General features: G+C 71.1%; 19 protein-coding genes. 15 read left to right on the top strand and 4 right to left on the bottom strand.

All coding sequences use genetic code 11. The annotated features are described in order from the left end of the window. The 4 genes from VFZ92_RS20685 to VFZ92_RS20670 form a co-directional block, all read left to right on the top strand. The coding region (locus VFZ92_RS20685) for an ABC transporter ATP-binding protein (RefSeq protein WP_330877631.1) at nucleotides 1–919 on the top strand (919 nt) is incomplete at its 5' end. Beyond that, on the top strand, nucleotides 916–1,983 hold the full coding sequence (locus VFZ92_RS20680) for a dipeptide ABC transporter ATP-binding protein (protein ID WP_330877630.1): 1,068 nt from the start codon (nucleotides 916–918) through the stop codon (nucleotides 1,981–1,983). The genes VFZ92_RS20685 and VFZ92_RS20680, both read left to right, overlap by 4 nt. A 117-nt stretch (nucleotides 1,984–2,100) precedes the next feature. Further along, entirely contained in the window at nucleotides 2,101–2,949 is an 849-nt protein-coding gene (mshB, locus tag VFZ92_RS20675) for an N-acetyl-1-D-myo-inositol-2-amino-2-deoxy-alpha-D-glucopyranoside deacetylase (protein WP_330877629.1), read from the top strand. Between the two features lie 3 nt (nucleotides 2,950–2,952). Continuing rightward, nucleotides 2,953–3,369 (top strand): hypothetical protein, encoded by a 417-nt coding sequence (locus tag VFZ92_RS20670; RefSeq protein WP_330877628.1) that lies wholly within the window; start codon nucleotides 2,953–2,955, stop codon nucleotides 3,367–3,369. Between the two features lie 5 nt (nucleotides 3,370–3,374). On the opposite strand, the gene VFZ92_RS20665 is transcribed toward VFZ92_RS20670, so the two are convergent. Continuing rightward, nucleotides 3,375–4,106, bottom strand: coding sequence for a GNAT family N-acetyltransferase (locus tag VFZ92_RS20665; RefSeq protein WP_330877627.1), 732 nt, complete (start codon nucleotides 4,104–4,106; stop codon nucleotides 3,375–3,377). Between the two features lie 142 nt (nucleotides 4,107–4,248). Here VFZ92_RS20665 and fdxA point away from each other — a divergent pair, with 142 nt between their 5' ends. The 3 genes from fdxA to VFZ92_RS20650 all read left to right on the top strand — a co-directional run bounded on the left by fdxA (nucleotide 4,249) and on the right by VFZ92_RS20650 (nucleotide 7,669). Continuing rightward, complete coding sequence (gene fdxA, locus VFZ92_RS20660) at nucleotides 4,249–4,575, top strand: ferredoxin (RefSeq protein WP_330877626.1); 327 nt, start codon at nucleotides 4,249–4,251, stop codon at nucleotides 4,573–4,575. Further along, on the top strand, nucleotides 4,572–5,669 hold the full coding sequence (gene dapC / locus VFZ92_RS20655; RefSeq protein WP_330877625.1) for a succinyldiaminopimelate transaminase: 1,098 nt from the start codon (nucleotides 4,572–4,574) through the stop codon (nucleotides 5,667–5,669). Before fdxA ends, dapC begins: the two co-directional genes overlap by 4 nt. A 71-nt stretch (nucleotides 5,670–5,740) precedes the next feature. Then, complete coding sequence (locus VFZ92_RS20650; protein ID WP_330877624.1) at nucleotides 5,741–7,669, top strand: hypothetical protein; 1,929 nt, start codon at nucleotides 5,741–5,743, stop codon at nucleotides 7,667–7,669. Between the two features lie 36 nt (nucleotides 7,670–7,705). Here VFZ92_RS20650 and dapD read toward each other — a convergent pair whose 3' ends face one another. Continuing rightward, the gene (gene dapD / locus VFZ92_RS20645; RefSeq protein ID WP_330877623.1) at nucleotides 7,706–8,689 is read right to left on the bottom strand and encodes a 2,3,4,5-tetrahydropyridine-2,6-dicarboxylate N-succinyltransferase; all 984 of its coding nucleotides are present in this window, start codon (nucleotides 8,687–8,689) and stop codon (nucleotides 7,706–7,708) included. Nucleotides 8,690–8,705: 16 nt separating this feature from the next. On the opposite strand from dapD, the gene dapE reads away from it, so the two are divergent. The 5 genes from dapE to VFZ92_RS20620 are packed head-to-tail and all read left to right on the top strand — an operon-like array spanning nucleotide 8,706 to nucleotide 12,608. Then, a complete protein-coding gene (gene dapE, locus VFZ92_RS20640) occupies nucleotides 8,706–9,770 on the top strand; it encodes a succinyl-diaminopimelate desuccinylase (RefSeq protein WP_330877622.1) in 1,065 nt (354 codons plus the stop codon). Nucleotides 9,771–9,810: 40 nt separating this feature from the next. Further along, entirely contained in the window at nucleotides 9,811–10,581 is a 771-nt protein-coding gene (locus tag VFZ92_RS20635; protein ID WP_330877621.1) for a TIGR00730 family Rossman fold protein, read from the top strand. Next, on the top strand, nucleotides 10,581–11,120 hold the full coding sequence (locus VFZ92_RS20630) for a TIGR00730 family Rossman fold protein (RefSeq protein WP_330877620.1): 540 nt from the start codon (nucleotides 10,581–10,583) through the stop codon (nucleotides 11,118–11,120). Before VFZ92_RS20635 ends, VFZ92_RS20630 begins: the two co-directional genes overlap by 1 nt. Nucleotides 11,121–11,134: 14 nt before the next feature. Then, nucleotides 11,135–11,611, top strand: coding sequence for a hypothetical protein (locus VFZ92_RS20625; protein WP_330877619.1), 477 nt, complete (start codon nucleotides 11,135–11,137; stop codon nucleotides 11,609–11,611). Nucleotides 11,612–11,657: 46 nt separating this feature from the next. Continuing rightward, the gene (locus VFZ92_RS20620; RefSeq protein ID WP_330877618.1) at nucleotides 11,658–12,608 is read left to right on the top strand and encodes a D-2-hydroxyacid dehydrogenase family protein; all 951 of its coding nucleotides are present in this window, start codon (nucleotides 11,658–11,660) and stop codon (nucleotides 12,606–12,608) included. Between the two features lie 228 nt (nucleotides 12,609–12,836). Here VFZ92_RS20620 and VFZ92_RS20615 read toward each other — a convergent pair whose 3' ends face one another. Then, nucleotides 12,837–13,904, bottom strand: coding sequence for a winged helix DNA-binding domain-containing protein (locus VFZ92_RS20615; RefSeq protein WP_330877617.1), 1,068 nt, complete (start codon nucleotides 13,902–13,904; stop codon nucleotides 12,837–12,839). A 50-nt stretch (nucleotides 13,905–13,954) separates the two neighbouring features. Between VFZ92_RS20615 and VFZ92_RS20610 the strand changes: the two genes are divergently transcribed. After that, a complete protein-coding gene (locus VFZ92_RS20610) occupies nucleotides 13,955–14,473 on the top strand; it encodes an NUDIX hydrolase (protein WP_330877616.1) in 519 nt (172 codons plus the stop codon). Here the strand turns inward: VFZ92_RS20610 and VFZ92_RS20605 are convergent. After that, entirely contained in the window at nucleotides 14,424–15,995 is a 1,572-nt protein-coding gene (locus VFZ92_RS20605; protein ID WP_330877615.1) for a CocE/NonD family hydrolase, read from the bottom strand. The two genes, VFZ92_RS20610 and VFZ92_RS20605, sit on opposite strands and share 50 nt — an antisense overlap. A 182-nt stretch (nucleotides 15,996–16,177) precedes the next feature. On the opposite strand from VFZ92_RS20605, the gene folP reads away from it, so the two are divergent. Next, nucleotides 16,178–16,993 carry a dihydropteroate synthase gene (folP, locus tag VFZ92_RS20600; protein ID WP_414719963.1) on the top strand — a complete coding sequence of 272 codons (816 nt, stop codon included), beginning with the start codon at nucleotides 16,178–16,180 and terminating at the stop codon, nucleotides 16,991–16,993. Beyond that, nucleotides 16,993–17,913, top strand: coding sequence for a glucosyl-3-phosphoglycerate synthase (locus tag VFZ92_RS20595; RefSeq protein WP_330877613.1), 921 nt, complete (start codon nucleotides 16,993–16,995; stop codon nucleotides 17,911–17,913). Before folP ends, VFZ92_RS20595 begins: the two co-directional genes overlap by 1 nt. Nucleotides 17,914–17,946: the final 33 nt, after the last annotated feature.

Genomic DNA, 17,946 nt, shown 5'->3' with positions numbered 1-17,946 from the left:
CGAGGGCCAGGACGTCCTCAAGATGTCCGCGGCCGCGCAGCGGTCGATCCGGGGCCGCAGGGTCGCGATGATCTTCCAGGACCCGAGGACGGCGCTGAACCCCGTGTACTCGATCGGCGACCAGCTCGCCGAGGCGGTGCGCTCGCACGAGGCGGTGCCCAAGCGCGTCGCGCTGGCCCGCGCGGCCGAGATGCTCGACCTGGTCGGCATCCCGCGGCCGAAGGAGCGGCTCGGCAACTACCCGCACGAGTTCTCCGGCGGCATGCGGCAGCGCGTGATGATCGCGATGGCGATCATCAACGACCCCGACGTGATCGTGGCCGACGAGCCCACGACCGCGCTGGACGTCACCGTGCAGGCGCAGATCCTGGACACGCTGCTGCGGATCAGGGACGAGACGAACGCGGGCATCATCGTGATCACCCACGACCTCGGCGTCGTGGCGGGCATGGTGGACCGCGTGCAGGTCATGTACGGCGGCACGGTCGTCGAGCAGGGCGGCGTGGACGAGGTCTTCGAAGCCCAGCGGATGCCCTACACCGTCGGCCTGCTGGGGTCGATCCCGAACCCGAGCCTGCTCGGCAAGCGGCTCACGCCCATCAAGGGCGCGCCGCCCTCGCTGATGAACCTGCCGCCCGGCTGCGCGTTTTCCCCGCGCTGCCCGCTGGCGGTCGACGAATGCCGCGAGGTGGAGCCGGAACTGCTGGAGACCGATCGCGCCGGGCACTTCTCCCGCTGCCACCGGTCCGCGCACCTGGCCACCCTCGTGGACCCGCAGAAGCTGTTCGCGACGGACGAGATCGGCGTGGTCGAGAACCCCGCCTCGCTCCTCGTCGCCGACCCGGACATGCCCATCGTCGAGGACGTCGACGTGGTGGAAGCCCGGATGCAGGAAGAAGAGGAGAACCCGACGTCATGACGACCCCGACCGACGGGCCCAGCGTCCTGACCGCGGTGAAACCCTCCTCCGCGGCCAAGAACGCGGGCAAGACGCCCCTGCTCGAGGTCAACGACCTGGTCAAGTCGTTCCCGGTCCGCGGCGGCGGGATCATCCCGCGCACCGTGGGCCAGGTCCAGGCCGTGTCCGGCATCTCGTTCGACCTGTACCCCGGCGAGACGCTGGGGCTGGTCGGCGAGTCCGGCTGCGGCAAGTCCACGTCGGGCCGCGCGATCCTCCAGCTGCACAAGCCGACCTCCGGGTCGGTGAAGTTCGAGGGCAAGGAGCTGACCAAGCTCCGCGGCAAGGCGCTCCAGGGCGTCCGCAGGGACATGCAGATCGTGTTCCAGGACCCCTACGCGTCGCTGAACCCGCGCTGGCAGATCAACAACATCATCTCGGAGCCGTTCAAGATCCACGGCGCCGACGGGGCGGACATCCAGCACCGGGTCAACGAGCTGATGGAGCTCGTCGGCCTGAACCCGGAGCACCGCAACCGCTACGCCCACGAGTTCTCGGGCGGACAGCGGCAGCGCATCGGCATCGCACGGGCGCTCGCGCTCAACCCGAAGCTGGTCGTGCTGGACGAGCCGGTGTCCGCGCTGGACGTGTCCGTGCAGGCCGGTGTGGTCAACCTCCTGGAGGAGCTCCAGGAACGGCTGGGCCTGGCCTACCTGTTCGTCGCGCACGACCTGTCGGTGGTCCGGCACATCTCGGACCGCGTCGCGGTGATGTACCTCGGCAAGATCATCGAACTCGGTGACCGCGAGGACATCTACGCGCGGCCGATGCACCCCTACACGCAGGCGCTGCTGTCCGCGGTGCCGGTGCCCGACCCCAAGCTGGAGCGCAGGCGCCAGCGGATCGTGCTCACCGGCGACGTGCCCAGCCCGGTCAACCCCCCGTCGGGCTGCCGGTTCCGCACGCGCTGCTGGAAGGCGCAGGACATCTGCGCCGTCGAGGAGCCGAAGCTGGAGCGCCGCGGGGCGGGCGACGGCACGCTGTCCGCGTGCCACTTCGCCGAGGAGCGCTCGCTCCTGGGCTGATCGACCGCTCCACCCCGGGTTCCGCCAGGGCCACCACGGCAGCGCTATGGTGGCCCTGACGGCATTCCGGGGTGGTGCCGTCCTGTGACCGTGCGCAAGTGCCTCTACTCTGATCCGGTGACGCTCACCTCCCCACCGCGGTTGTTGCTGGTACACGCGCACCCGGATGACGAAAGCCTGTGGACGGGCGGCACGATCGCGAGATACGCGGCGACCGGCGCCCACGTCACCGTCGTCACGTGCACCCTCGGCGAGGAGGGCGAGATCATCCCGGCCGGGCTGCGCGAACTCGCCGCCGACGCCGCCGACCAGCTCGGCGGGTACCGGGTCGCCGAACTCCGCTCCGCCTGCGCCGCCCTGGGCGTCACCGACCACCGGTTCCTGGGCGGCATCGGCCGCTGGCGCGACTCCGGCATGGTGGGCGTGCCGTCCAACGAGCACCCGAGGGCGTTCGTCCGGGGTTCGCTCGACGAGCAGGTCTCGGCGCTGGTCGACGTGCTCCGCCAGGTGAAGCCGCACGTCGTCGTCACCTACGACGCGTTCGGCGGCTACGGCCACCCCGACCACATCCGCGCGCACGAGATCACCATGGCCGCCACCGCCGCCGTCCCGGACGTCGCCCGCGTCTTCTACGCCGTCACCTCCCGCGACGCCACGGAGCAGGGCGCCGCCGCGCTCGCGGACCTGGCCGACCTCCCGTTCCGCCTGCCGGAGCCGGGCGAACTGCCCGTCACCGACGACGCGATCATCACCACCACCGTCGACGTCTCCCAGCACCTGTCTGCGAAGCTGCGCGCGCTGCGGGCGCACTCGACGCAGGTGAGCGTGTGGCAGGACGGCGCGGGAGGGGCCAGCTACGCGCTGTCCAACGGCATCGCCCAGCCGGTCGTGCGGGGCGAGTTCTACGTGCTGGCCAGGGGTTCCGGCGAGGGCGCCGAGGCAGACCTGTTCGGTGGACTGGGGTGACGGGTGAGCGGTGACCGCAAGCCGGGGCGGTGGGTGCTGCCCATGCTCTGGGTCGAATCCCTGGTGCTGGCGGTGCTGGAGCTGTTCTACCTCCCGCTCCGGTTCGACGGCACCCTGCTGCCCCAGGTGGGCGCGGACTGGCCGTTCCCGGTGGCGGTGGTGGTGGCGATCGTCACGACACCGCTGCTGGTGCTGTGGGCCTCGGACCTCCAGCGCGGCCTGCTGGTGTCCAGCTCGCCGCTGCTGGTGTGGCTCACGACCCTCGTGGTGCTGGGCCTGTTCGGCCCCGGCGGCGACGTGATGCTCCCCAACGACTGGCGCAGCCTGGCCCTGCTGGCGGGCGGCGCGCTGCCCGGCGCCGTAGCCGTGGGCGCGTCGATGGGCCGCAACCACGTGCCGAAGGGAGCCAGGACCCGGTAGCCCCGCTAGGCGGGCACCCAGTAGCGGTACCGGTGGTGCTCCACGCACCCCAGCGACTCGTACAGCTCCCAGGCGGCCGTGTTGTGCGCGGCCACCTGGAGCGCGCACCGCACCGCGCCCCTCTCCGCGCCCCACGCGGCCAACCCCACCAGCAGACCCCGAGCCAGCCCCCGCCGCCGGTGGGACGGCCGCACCGCGAGCCGGGCGATGTGCAGCAGGTCGCCGACGACGGCGCCGCGCACGGCCGCGACGACCTCGCCGTCCCGCTCGACGACCCCGAACCCGGTGCCGGTCCCGGAGGCCAGCACGTGCCGCTGGGCGTCGGTCGGCGTCCCCGAGGCCACCAGCTCCCACCATCCGGGAACGGGTACGTCGGAAACCGAAACCCCGGCCACCTCCGCACCCCGGAAACCGGCGAGCGAACCGACCAGCACCCCCGACTCGGCACCGCCCGGATGGCCCTCGTCGACCACCCATCCGGCGGATCGGACGGCATCTTCGTGCCGTGAATCACTCACGACGTGAGCGGTCGGCCCGATGCCGTTGGCCTTGGCGAAGACGACCGCCCGGTGCAGCGCCTCCGGCACGGGAACGCCGGGGTCGCCGCTGGTCAGCGTGCTGTTGGCCCGGCCAGTGAAGCCGCCCGCCGCGCGCAGCCTCCAGTCGCCGAGCCGTTCCTCGACCTGTGCGGGCCACGCGTCGGCACACCGCAGTTCGACCTCGAAGACCGGATCCACCCCACCATCCTCCCCGGTGCGGGAAACTGGTTTTCGCGGAGCCGAGCGCGGGCTCGCTAAGGCAAGCCTCACCACGAGTTGGCCGAGTTCGCCGCGTAGTCTGCGGCTTGCGCGGTGTACCAGGAAGAGCAGGAGAACCGCAGTGACCTATGTGATCGCCCAGCCGTGCGTGGACTTGCTCGACAAGGCATGCATCGAGGAATGCCCCGTCGACTGCATCTACGAAGGCGACCGGATGCTCTACATCCACCCGGACGAGTGCGTTGACTGCGGCGCCTGCGAGCCGGTGTGCCCGGTGGAGGCCATCTACTACGAGGACGACGTCCCCGACGAGTGGAAGGACTACACCAAGGCGAACGTGGACTTCTTCGACGCGCTCGGCTCGCCCGGTGGCGCCTCCAAGGTCGGCAAGACCAGCGCCGACCCGGACTGGATCAAGGCTCTCCCCCCGCAGGCCTCCGCCGAGTGACGAGGACGCGCAGGGGTCCGGTGCTGCCGGACTTCCCCTGGGATTCGCTGGCCGATCACGCCGCCGCGGCGCGCACCCACCCCGGTGGCGTGGTCGACCTCTCCATCGGTACCCCGGTCGACCCGGTGCCGCCGCTGATCCAGACCGCGCTCAGTTCCGTGGCGGACCAGCCGGGATACCCGACCACCCACGGCACCCCCGAGCTGCGTTCGGCGGCCGTGGGCTCGCTGGCGCGCCGCTACGGCCTGGTGGGGCTCGACCCCGCCGCCGTGCTGCCCACGATCGGCTCGAAGGAGCTGGTCGGCTGGCTGCCGACGCTGCTGGGTCTCGGCGCGGGCGACGTGGTGGCCATCCCGGAGCTGGCGTACCCGACGTACGAGGTCGGCGCGCTGCTGGCCGGTGCCTCGGTGGTGCGCCTCGCCGACGGCGAGGCGCCCCCCGCGGGCACGTCGCTGGTGTGGCTGAACTCGCCGTCGAACCCGACCGGCCGGGTGCTGTCCGCGCCGGCGATGGCCGCCGCGGTCGAGGCCGCCCGCGCCGTCGGTGCGGTGGTGGCCTCCGACGAGTGCTACCTGGCCCTGTCGTGGGACGCCACCCCGGTGTCCGTGCTCGACCCCGCGGTGTCCGGCGGTTCGCTGGACGGGCTGCTGGCCGTGCACTCGCTGTCGAAGTCGTCCAGCCTCGCCGGGTACCGGGCCGGGTTCGTCGCAGGCGATCCCGCGCTGGTGGCCGAGCTGCTGGAACTGCGCAAGCACGCCGGGATGATCATGCCGAGGCCGGTGCAGGCGGCGATGACGGCGGCCCTCTCCGACGACGAGCACGTGACCGCCCAGCGCGACCGCTACGCCGCCCGCCGAGCCGTGCTGCTGCCCGCGCTGCGCGCCGCCGGGTTCACCGTCGACCACTCCGAAGCCGGGCTGTACCTGTGGTCCACCCGCGGCGAGAACTCGTGGGACACCGTCGCCTGGCTCGCCGAACGCGGCATCCTGGCCGCTCCCGGCACGTTCTACGGGCCGGGCGGGGACCGGCACGTGCGGATCGCGCTGACCGCGCCGGACGAGCGGATCGCCGCGGCCGTCGACCGCCTGGCGTGACCGTCGGGAGGGCCGAGAACGGCCCTCCCGCTCCGCCCTAACGCTCGCGGCCGCGTCGCCGATGGGTTGTTGTGCCCTCGACCACCCCGCTGAACGCCCTCGAACGATCCCTCGTCGAGTCCGTCGAACGCGGTGAGGCGTTCGACCTGTCCGACGGCCCTGCCGACGAGACCGCCATGCGTTCCTGGGGCGAGACCAGGACGATCCGCTCGCACGTCATCCGCGACGTCCTGCTGGGCCGCCTCGCCCCGGAGCCGGACCCGCACGGCATCGACCTCCGCGGTGCCCGGATCGACGGCAGGCTCGACCTCATGAACGTGACCAGCCGGGTCGCGATCCGCCTCACGGAGTGCCTGCTCGACCGGGGTGTCGAGGCGCGGTACGCCGACCTCGGCCCGCTGCGGATGACCGACTGCCTGATCGAGCACCCCACCCACCTCGCGTTCATCGCCAGGCAGCTCCGCACACCGATCCTCGTCCTCAGGGGCACGACGATCATCGGACACGGCGAGCGCGCGCTGTTCCTCCGCGAGGCCCGGATCGGTGGCGAGCTCAACCTCAACGGTGCGACGCTGAGGAGCCACAGCGGTTCGGCCCTCGACGGTTCGACCATGCGGGTCGACGGCCCGGTGGACATGCGCGAGGGGTTCACCGCGACGGCTCACGGCCCCCACGCGGCGATCAACCTCCAAGGAGCCCGGATCGGGGGCGGGATCGACTGCGGCGGAGCGGTCCTGCACAACAGCGGGGGCCCCGCGCTGCACGCCGATTCGCTGGAGGCCGAGGGACCTCTCCTCCTGCGCGACGGGTTCACCGCCACCGGCAGCGGCCCCCGTGGTGCGGTCGGGTTGATGGGCGCTGAGCTGACCACCCTGGAGTGCACGGGCACGGTGCGCAACGATTCGGGCCCGGCCCTGTTCGCCGAGAGCGTCGTCGTCGACGGGCAGGTCCTCCTCCGGGACGGTTTCACCGCTCGCGGGAGCGGTGAGACCGGGGCCGTCGTCCTGCGGCACGCGCGGATCGGAGGTGGGCTGGAGTTCTCGCGGGCCACCGTGCGCAACGGATCGGGTCCGGCGCTCGGCGCGGGCCACCTGAGGCTGGGCGGTGCGCTGGCCCTCGACGTGGACGTGGACTTCGTCGGCGCGGGCGGCCAGGGCACCGTCGCCCTCACCTCGGCCAGGATCGACGGGGAGGTGGTGTTCGACATCGTGGAGCTGACCAACGGCAGCGGTCCCGCCGTGCGGATGTCGCAGGCCCGGCTCGGTCGTTCGCTCACCTTCACCAACTGCTTCTGGGCGGTGGGCGCCGGCTCCGACGCCACCGTCGACCTCTCGGACGTCACCGTCGGCGGAGCCTTCCGCGTCACCCCGCGGCACATCGGGAACAGCGGCGCTCCGGGACCTCGGCTGGCCGTGAACGGCCTCACCCACACCGGCGTGCCCCAGGGGGTCACCACGGCCGAGTGGCTGGAGGTGCTGCGCACCGGGACGCCGGAGTACGCGGCCCAGCCCTACCAGCACCTGGCCGCCGCCGAACGCGCCGCCGGGCACGACAGCAGCGCACGGCGGGTCCTCATGGCCCAGCGCCGGGACCAGATCGACCGGCACGCCCTGACCGGCGCGCTCGAACGCGGGTGGGCGAGGCTGACCGGCCTGACGCTCGGGTACGGCTACCAACCGTGGCGCGCGCTGCTCGGCCTGTTCCTCGTCCTGCTGGTCGCCGGAGCGGCGGCCGGGTACCTGGGCGGCTGGGGCGGACTGGCGAAGGTCCGGAGCCAGGCGGCGGCACCGGTGGAGGGCTGCGCGCTGATCGACCGGATCGGCTTCGGGTTGGACGCGGGCGCACCGCTCATCACCGGCGGGGCGAGGGCGAGGTGCGAGCCGACCGGCACCGGGTGGGGAACGGTCCTCACCGTGGCGAGCTGGGTGCTGAAGGCGCTGGCGTGGGCGTTCGCCACGCTGTTCGTCGCCGGGTTCACCGGAGCGGTGCGCAGGACGTGACGCGGTCGTCCCGGTCGGGACGACCGCGTCCGCCGGTCAGTCGTTCGCGTGCAGCGCCGCGTTCAGCTCGACGCCGTTGCCCTTGCGGGGCAGCACCTTCACCGCGCCGGACACCGAGTCGCGGATGAACAGCAGCCCGGAGACGCCCGACAGCTGCCCGGCCTTCACGACCTCGCCGTCGGCCGTGGACACCTTGGTGCCCGCGGTGATGTAGAGGCCTGCCTCGACCACGCAGTCGTCGCCGAGCGAGATGCCGATGCCGCCGTTGGCGCCGATCAGGCAGCGCTCGCCGATGGAGATGACCTCCTTGCCGCCACCGGACAGCGTGCCCATGATCGACGCGCCGCCGCCGACGTCGGAGCCGTCGCCCACGACGACACCGGCCGAGATGCGGCCCTCGACCATGGACGCGCCGAGCGTGCCCGCGTTGAAGTTCACGAAACCCTCGTGCATCACGGTCGTGCCGGACGCGAGGTGCGCGCCGAGCCGGACGCGGTCCGCGTCGGCGATCCGCACGCCGCTCGGGACGACGTAGTCGACGAGCCGGGGGAACTTGTCGACGCCGTGGACCGTGACGGCGCCGCGGGACCGCAGGCGGAGGCGGGTCTGCTCGAAGCCCTCCACCGCGCACGGGCCGAAGTTGGTCCACACGACGTTGTTCAGCAGACCGAACTGGCCGTCCAGGCTGAGGCCGTGCGGCCGCACGAGCCGCGTCGACAGCAGGTGCAGGCGGAGGTAGACGTCGTAGGTGTCGGTGGGCGCGTCGGCCAGCGAGGCGATGGAGACCTGGACGCCGATGACCTCGACACCCCGCTCCTGGTCCTCGCCGAGCAGGTGGGCGGCCTCCTCGCCGAGGGCGCCCGCGACGTCGACGGACGACAGGAGCTGCGTGCCGACCGACGGCGGGTCCCCGAGCTTCGGCGCCGGGAACCAGGTGTCCAGGACGGTGCCCTCGGGCGTGACGGTTGCCAGTCCGACGCCGTACGCGCCGGTCGTGTTTGCGGTGCTCACGGCTGCCAACGGTAACGTGCTCGCCGTGGCCGACACCCTGCACCTCTCCGCCGACCCCGTTGACCTGACCGCGTGGCTGGTCGACATCCCCAGCGTGTCGGGCGAGGAGGCCGAGCTGGCCGACCTCGTCGAACGCTCGCTGCGAGCACAGGCCCCGCACCTGGAGGTGGTGCGGACGGGCAACTCGGTGCTGGCGCGCACGAACCTCGGGCTGCCGGGCCGGGTGGTGCTCGCCGGGCACCTGGACACCGTGCCGATCAACGACAACCTGCCCAGCAGGCGCGAGGGCGACGTCCTGCACGGGTGCGGCACCGTCGACATGAAGGGCGGCGACGCGGTGATGCTGAACCTCGCCGCCACCGCCGTGGAACCCCGCTACGACCTGACGTTCGTGTTCTACGACTGCGAGGAGGTCGAGGCCAGCCGCAACGCCCTCGGGCGCATCGAGCGCGAGATGCCCGAGTGGCTGGTGGGCGACCTCGCGATCGTGTGCGAGCCGTCCAACGGCGTGGTCGAGGCCGGGTGCCAGGGGACGATGCGGATCGAGGTCCGCACGACCGGCGCCCGCGCGCACACCGCCCGCGGCTGGATGGGCGTCAACGCGATCCACGCGGTCGGGGAGGCGTTGCGGCGGCTGGAGTCCTACGAGTCCCGCGTCGTCGACATCGACGGCTGCACGTACCGCGAGGGGCTCCAGGCGGTGAAGATCGCCGGTGGCGTCGCGGGCAACGTCGTGCCGGACTCGTGCGTGCTGACGGTGAACCACCGGTTCGCCCCCGACCGCTCGCCCGCCGACGCGGAGGCGCACCTGCGCGAGGTGTTCGACGGTTTCGACGTCGTCGTCACGGACGTCGCGGCGGGCGCACTGCCCGGTCTGTCCTCGCCCGTCGCCCAGGAGCTGGTCGCGGCCACCGGGGGAACGCCCGTGGCGAAGCTCGGGTGGACGGACGTGGCGCGGTTCGCGGCCCTCGGGCTGCCCGCGGTGAACTTCGGGCCCGGCGACCCGACGCTGGCCCACACGCAGCAGGAGAACGTGCCGGTCGGGCAGATCACCGGGTGCGTCGACGTGCTCCGCCGGTTCCTCACCTGAGTAGGTCACCCGGTGGTGTTCCTGACCTAGAATCCCGCCGATGACTGACAACAACGGTGTCGACGAGCACCCCAAGGAGCGGCAGCGCGGTCCCGTGACGCTGCGCCGTTCCCAGCGCGTCGAGCTGACCACCACCGACCAGCGGCTGCTCGACTCGCGCGGGCCGTCGGACTGGGTGCACACCGACCCGTGGCGGGTGCTGCGCATCCAGGCGGAGTTCGTCGAGGGCTTCGGCGCGCTCGCCGAGGTGCCCAGCGCCGTGACGGTGTTCGGGTCCGCGCGCACGCCGCGCGACCACCCCGAGTACGAGATCGGCCGCGAACTGGGCGGCGCGCTGGCGACCGCCGGGTTCGCGGCGATCACCGGTGGCGGCCCCGGCGTGATGGAGGCGGTCAACCGCGGGTGCTCCGAGGCGGGCGGGTTCTCCGTCGGGCTCGGCATCGAGCTGCCGTTCGAGCAGGGGCTCAACCCGTGGGTCGACCTCGGGGTCAACTTCCGGTACTTCTTCGTCCGCAAGACGATGTTCATCAAGTACTCGCAGGCGTTCATCTGCCTGCCGGGCGGGTTCGGCACGCTGGACGAGCTGTTCGAGGCGCTGACCCTGGTGCAGACCAAGAAGGTCACCAAGTTTCCGGTCGTCCTCTTCGGACGGTCCTACTGGCAGGGCCTGTACGACTGGATCCAGAACTCGGTGCTGCCCAGCGGGAAGGTCGGCGACAAGGACCTGGCGCTGCTGCACCTCACCGACGACATCGACGACGCCGTGCGGGTCGTGCAGGAGGCCCACAAGGCCTGGGACGAGGCGCACTGATGCCGACCAGGGTCACCGTCTACTGCGGATCGCGGCGCGACGTGCCCGCGAGCTACCTGGAGCTGGCGGCCGAGGTTGGCACCTCCATCGCGGCTCGCGGCTGGTCGCTCACCTGGGGCGGCAGCAGCGTGTCGATGATGGGCGAGGTCGCCCGCGCCGCTCGTGGGGGCGGGGCCCGGACGCTGGGCGTCATCCCGAAGGGGCTCGTCGGGACGGAGCTGGCCGACGACCACGCGGACGAGCTGGTCGTGGTCGACACCATGCGCGAGCGCAAGGCCCTGATGGAGGCGCACGGGGACGCGTTCCTCGCCCTGCCCGGCGGGATCGGGACGTGCGAGGAGCTTTTCGAGATGTGGACATCACGGGTGCTGTCCATGCACACCAAACCGGTCGTGGTGCTGGACGTCGACGACCACTACCGGGGTCTGTTCGACTGGGTCCGCGAGTTGAGCGGTCGCGGGTTCGTGTCGCGGGCCGCGATGGACTCGTTGACGATCACCGGAGACGTGGCGACGGCGTTGGACGCCTGCGCGAACTGAGGAGATTCATACCGATGGGCAAGTGGGCGTCCTACGTCGTGCGGCGCGGGGATGACGAAGAACTGGACGACGGCTACAGGTTGGACGCCGTCGAGGGCTGGCAGTGGTGGGAGTTCCCGGTCCTGGACGAGGAGCCGCTGGTGCAGCTCGTCGGGACCGGCGCGGCGATCTCGGCGACCGTGGCCGACAGCGACATGTGCGTGGTGACCGGCTGGGACGGCGGTCAGGAGCAGTGGGAGTGGGTGTTCGGGGAGGTCGCCTACGCGGAAGCGGCGGCGGCCGAGGGGCTGCCCGCGCCCGATCCGGAGGAGCTGGCCGAGACGCTGCCCGAGAGGGCCGCGGCGTTGGCCGTCGCGGTGGTGGAGTGGGCGAAGGCGGCCGGGCTGTCGGCTGACGTGACGTCGGTGACGGCCGTGCTGGAGACGGACCACGACATCGCCGAGGACGGGTTGCAGGCCGTGCTCGGGGCCGTGGGGATCGTGGACAACTGAGGGTTCTCGGTGGGTGCCGGTCGTCGGGGACCGGCACCATGGGTGGATGAGACTCCGTTGCGCGGTGCTGGACGACTACCAGGGTGTCGCCGCCGGGCTCGCCGACTGGTCGTCGGTCGAGCTGACCGTGCACCGGGAGCACTTCTCCTCCCGTGACGCGTTGGTGTCGGCGTTGCGGGACGTCGAGGTCGTGGTGGTCATGCGCGAGCGGACGCCGTTCGACGCCGACCTCTTCTCGCGGTTGCCCTCGCTGCGGTTGCTGGTGACCAGCGGGATGCGGAACGCGTCGATCGACCTGGGGGCCGCCGCGGCGGCCGGGGTGGTCGTGTGCGGGACCGGCAGTACGTCCGGGCCGCCGGTGGAGTTGACGTGGGCGTTGATCCTGGGGCTGGCTCGGCACGTCGTGGTGGAGAACTCGGCGTTCCGGGCGGACGGGCCGTGGCAGAGCACGGTGGGTACCGGGTTGGCCGGGAAGACGTTGGGGTTGCTGGGGTTCGGGAAGATCGGTGTGCAGGTCGGTCGGGTCGCACGGGCGTTCGGGATGTCCGTGGCGGCGTGGAGCGCGAACCTGACCGCGGAGCGGACCGCCGCCGAGGGGGTGCGGTTGGCAGGCTCGTTGGAGGAGTTGGCCGGTCGCAGTGATGTGTTGTCCGTGCACCTGGTTCTCAGTGAGCGCACTCGGGGTGTGGTGGACGCTTCGGTGTTGGGGTTGTTGAAGCCTTCCGCGTTCTTCGTGAACACCTCTCGGGCCGGCCTTGTGGATCAGGCGGCTTTGGTCGAGGCCCTGGTGGGTGGGCGGATCGCCGGGGCCGGGTTGGACGTGTTCGAGGAGGAGCCGTTGCCCGCGGGACACGTGTTGCGGCGGTTGCCCAACGTGCTGGCCACTCCTCATATCGGGTATGTGACTGATGGGAACTACTCGGTTTATTTTCGTGAGGCTGTCGAGGATATTCTTGCTTTTGCGGCTGGGTCGCCTGTTCGGGTTATTTCCGGGTGAGGTGGGTTGTCGGTTCGGAGGGGAGCGGGTGGCTGCGAGTCCCATCGGATCGGATGGCTGCTGGTTCCAGCGGGGCGGCCGATGTGACTCGGGGACCCCTCGATTTGCCCTTGATCGGGCTTGCGGGCAGAGGCGGCGGCCTGCCCGATCTGCTGGTGCAGGGCACATCCCCCGAGTAAGATCGGCCTCGGTTTCGGGAGGCGTGGTTTTGCTTTGCGTTTTGGTGGGTTAGTTGATTTTTGCTGTTGTGAGGTTGCGGGATTTTGCCAGGTGGTTCGCTTCCTCTGTTGTTGCTTTTTGCGGTGGTGGGGTCGTGAAGGGGTTCAGGGTTATCGTTAGGGTTTTTCCTGTTGCCTTTGCTTGCCAGGTTCCTGTTATTTCTCCGTCTACCATGATGGCGCCGCGTCTGCCCAGGATTCTCCAGACTTCCTTCTGGTGCTCCTTGTCCGGTACCAGTAGGTTGCGGTCTCTTGCCTGTAGGTAGGGGTCTAGTGGTGGTAGCAGCCTGGTCAGGTTTGGCTCTGGTGGGTTTAGCAGTGCTTGTAGCTGGGGTTTTGGGATCCAGGTTTGTTTACCTTCTGTCGTGATTTCCACTAGGTCTTGTGGCCAGATGTTTTTTATTTCCGTGGTTGTGGTGCCGAAGTAGCTCGCCACCTCTGCTGGGGTTGCCGGGCCGTGTAGGCGCAGGTAGGCCAGCAGCAGGTCGGTGAAGTTCTTCGTCTCCCGCGGGACCTCTGGTCTGTCCGGCATCGGGGTGAAGGTGACTGCCTTCTGCTTCGTGTCGAAGATCAGGCCTGCTGGTAGGACCGCCAGGCGGAAGATCGGGTCTTGTACGTGGGTGGTGTCGCAGCCCCTGCACCACGCTGTCAGGTCCTGTGGGACCAGCGGGGTGATCAGGCGGCTTGCTTCGCCCTTCGACATCGGGGCGGTGACCACCTGGCGCAGGGCGTTGGCCACCGCGGTGAGGGCTTCTCGCCCTCTGGTCACGCCGCGTGGGCGGGACATCCTGGTTGTCGCGTCGTCGTCGCTCAGCGGCCACAGCTTCGCCGCCAGGGTCGGCACGTCCGCTGGGCGGTGCAGGTGCGGGGCGCCTCTCGTCGACCACGTCGTCGTGTACTTCGCGAGGTCCGGTGCGGTGGGCAGGCGGGCCGCCAGCGCTGCCACCGCTGAGCGTTCCGAATCCTGCACGCCCAGGTCGAAGACGTCCAGGGTGTCCGTTTCGCGGGAGAACTGGTGTGCTGCCACGCGGTAGGCGAGGACCTGGTCGCGGGTTGCCCGGTGTGGCGTGGTGGTCATGTTGCGGATCCAAGCACCGATCCCTGCCACCTGCTGTCAGGATGGTGTTCGTGGAGATCACCAAGCAGCTCAGGGTCGCCGCTTACGCGCTGTGCGTCCGGGACGGGCAGATCCTGCTCTCCCGGTGGGTCGGGCCCAGCGGGAAGCGGTGGACGCTGCCCGGTGGGGGCATCGACCACGGCGAGGACCCGTACGAGGCGGTGATCCGCGAGGTCGACGAGGAGACCGGGTACTCGATCGAGGTGCAGCGGCTGCTCGGTGTGCACACGGTCCGCAGGCTGTTCGACCGGCCAGGGGGCGAGGTCGACTTCCACGGGCTGCGGATCATCTACGAGGCCCGTGTGGTCGGCGGCCAGCTGCGGTACGAGGTCGGTGGGTCGTCGGACCGGGCCGAGTGGTTCGACCTGGACGCGGTGGCCGGGCTGCACCACTCCGACCAGGTGGACGTGGCGTTGGAGCTGGCTCGGACGAGCCCGCCGGACGGCAGGGGCTCGGTGGCCCTGCCGTCCGACGAGAGGCTCATCCGCGAGGGACCCGGAGCCAGGACGGGTCCGCCGCCGGGGAGCTGAACGTGACGGTGGAGCCGAGCGTGCTCTCGCTGAGGTAGCGCGGGTCGACGGTGTCGACGACCAGCACCAGCCGGTGGCCCGCCGCGACGTCCCACACCACCGGTTCCAGTTCGAGGTCGACGGTCCTCGCCACGCCGGGTGCCGCGTTGCGCAGGGTGATCGGCTTGTGCGTGACGAGCGAGCCGACGCCGAGCGAGCCGATGTCGTACAGGTAGGCGTACAGCGTCGTGGTCGGAGCGCTCGGGGTGACCGTGGCGTGCAGCTTCGGCGCCCCGCTGACGGTGGTGGTCCGCGAGTACGCCGGACCCCACCAGACGGCGGCGGCGTTGCGGTCCACCAGCGGCATCGACACCCCGGTGGGGATGGTGAAGAAACCCTGGAGCAGGCCGCTGAGCAGGATCGTCCCGCTGTCGGCGACGGTCGGCCAGCCCGCGGCGATGCGGTTCTGCCAGCCCGTGGCGGCCGTGGTCGCCAGCGAGCCGGTGCCCCAGGACGGGCCGGTCAGGTACAGGGTGTCCTGCGCGGCCGTCGCCGCCGACCAACTGGGGAACGAGCGCCAGCCACCCCCGTTGTTCGGCTTCAGGTTGACCGGGTTCTCGCGGTCGACGCCGTTGTCCACGCCGCGCACGTGCTTGTCGAACCAGCGGTCGACCGACGACCAGATCTCGTTCGGCAGGCCCGCCGCGCCGAACAGCTCGGCGGTCGCGTGGTCGCCCGGCGAGAGCATCAGCCGCTTCGGGCCGGTGAGCTTCGCGAACAGGTCGGTGACCTGACCCGGTGCGAAGATGCCGTCGTTCCAGGCGTTCCCGATCATCACGGCGGCGCCGTTGGCGTTGATCGCGGCGATCTTGTTCGCCGCCGACCGCGACTCGGAGATCGGCACGACCTCGTTGAACCGGCCGTTGCGGTAAGCGGTCTCCGCCTGCCGCAGCACCGGGCCCGGACGCCCGACGAGGTTGCCCGCGGCCAGCAGGAGTTCGACGGCCTGGCTGTTCACGGTCTCGTTCGGGTAGAGCGAGCGGGCCAGGTCGGTCCACGTGCTGAGGGCCGCGACGGCCTTGATCCGCCGGTCGGCGGCCGCGGCCAGCAGGGCCTGCCCGGCGCCGTAGGAGATGCCCGCGACGCCGACCCTGCCCGCGTCGCCCCTGGCGTTGCCGACCGCCCAGTCGATCACCTTGCTCACGTCCGCGACGGTGTCCGGACCGGCGACGTCGATCTCGCCGCCGGAGTCGTAGAAGCCGCGGCTGGTGTAGCTGACCACGACGTACCCGGACTCGTAGGCGAACTTCGCGGCGGCGCCCACGTACTCGATGTTGTTGACGCCCCAGCTCGACGGCAGCACCAGCAGGGGGAACGGGCCGCTGCCGCGGCCGGTCGGCTCGATCACGAAGGCGCGGATGGGCGTGCCGCCCGCGCCGGGGATGGTCCGGTACGCGGTGCTGAACCCGGCGGCCTGCGCGACAGGGGTGAGCAGGCCCAGGGCGAGCAGCGTCGTCAAGAACAGGACGAGTGATCGGCGCACGAGATCCTCCCGTTGGTCCGTGACCTGGATCACGTGTGAGTTACTGGTGAGTAAACAGTTCCTACTGAGAAGTAGCAATACCTGTGATCCAGTTCACTTTTAACCGGCGCGTGGCACCATCGGCCCTTGTGAAGCGAGTGCGATTCGGTACACGCGGGACCCCGGACGACCGCGCGCTGGTGATGGCGATCGTCAACCGGACCAGGGATTCCTTCTACGACGGCGGTGCGACCTTCGCCGACGACGCCGCGCTGGCCGCCGTGGACCGGGCGGTGGCGGAGGGCGCGGACCTCGTCGACATCGGCGGCGTCCGCGCGGGGTCGAAGGGCGAGGTCGTCGACGCGGCGGAGGAGACCCGCCGCGTCGTCCCGTTCGTCGCACGGGTCCGGTCCCGCTACCCGGACCTGGTGATCAGCGTCGACACCTGGCGCCACGAGGTGGGTCGCGAGGTGTGCCGCGCGGGTGCCGACCTGCTCAACGACACGTGGGCGGGCGCCGACCCGAAGCTCGCCGAGGTCGCCGCCGAGTTCGGCGTCGGCATCGTCTGCTCCCACACCGGCGGGCTCACCCCGCGCACCGACCCCCACCGTCCCCGCTACACCGACGTCGTCGCCTCCGTCGTGGCGGAACTGGTGGAGCGGGCCGAACGCGTGGTGGCGCTGGGCGTCCCGCGCGAGGGCGTGCTGATCGACCCGACGCACGACTTCGGCAAGAACACGTGGCACGGTCTGGAGCTGCTGCGGCGGCTCGACGAGCTGGTGGACACCGGCTGGCCGGTGCTGATGGCGTTGTCCAACAAGGATTTCATCGGCGAGACCCTGGGTGCGGCGGTGACCGACCGGGTGGAAGGGACGCTGGCGGCGACATCTGTTGCGGCAATGGCCGGCGCGCGGGTGTTCCGCGCGCACGAGGTGGCCAGAACCAGGAAGGTGGTCGAGATGGTGGCGAGTATCCGGGGCACCCGCCCGCCCGTCCGATGCCTGCGGGCCCTGGCGTGATGCACGCCGACGCGCGCACGTGGTTCGCGGAGCGGACCTGGCAGAGTCCTTCGTGGACGGTCGAGGAACTGGTGGCGGCCAAGGGTTCCCGCACGGTCAGCGTCGTGCTGCCCGCGCTGGACGAGGAGGCGACGGTCGCCGACGTGATCGCGTCGGTCCGGCCACTCCTCGGATCACTGGTCGACGAGCTCGTGGTCGTCGACTCGGGGTCGGCCGACCGCACGGTCGAGGTGTCGCTCGCCGCGGGTGCCCGCGTGGTGCGCCGCTCCGACGTCCTGCCCGAGCTGGAACCGGTGCCCGGCAAGGGCGAGGTCCTGTGGCGGTCCCTGGCCGCGACCACCGGTGACCTGCTGGTGTTCCTCGACTCCGACCTCGTCGACCCCGATCCGGAGTTCGTGCCGAGGCTGCTCGGCCCGATGCTGCTGGACCCGGACGTGCACCTGGTCAAGGGGTTCTACCGGCGGCCGCTGACGGCCGAGGGTGCCTCGGGTTCGGGTGGCGGCCGGGTGACCGAGCTGATGGCGCGGCCGCTGCTGTCGACGCTGCGGCCCGAGCTGACCGGCGTGATCCAGCCGCTCGGCGGCGAGTACGCGGGGACGCGGCAGCTGCTGGAGTCGGTGCCGTTCGCGTCCGGGTACGGCGTGGAGATCGGGCTGCTGCTCGACGCGCACGGCATCGTCGGGCTGAACGGGATCGCGCAGGTCAACCTGGGTGTGCGCAAGCACCGCAACCAGCCGCTGCGCGCGCTGGGCCTGATGGCGCGGCAGATCCTGGGGACCGCACTGGCGCGGTGCGGGATGCTGCCGTCGCACGCGGGTGAGCTGACGCAGTTCGTGCAGGTGGCCGACGAGTGGCTGCCGGACACGTCCGGGGTCGTCGTCGCGGACCGCCCACCCATGCGGTCGCTGCTCGTGCGCTGATTGTCGGTGCCGTATGACACCATCCCTCGCGTG

Source organism: Umezawaea sp. (genome assembly GCF_036375055.1).
Taxonomy (GTDB): domain Bacteria; phylum Actinomycetota; class Actinomycetes; order Mycobacteriales; family Pseudonocardiaceae; genus Umezawaea.
The sequence above is the reverse complement of the archived record's forward strand: the minus strand, read 5'-3'. Positions and strand labels throughout refer to the sequence as shown.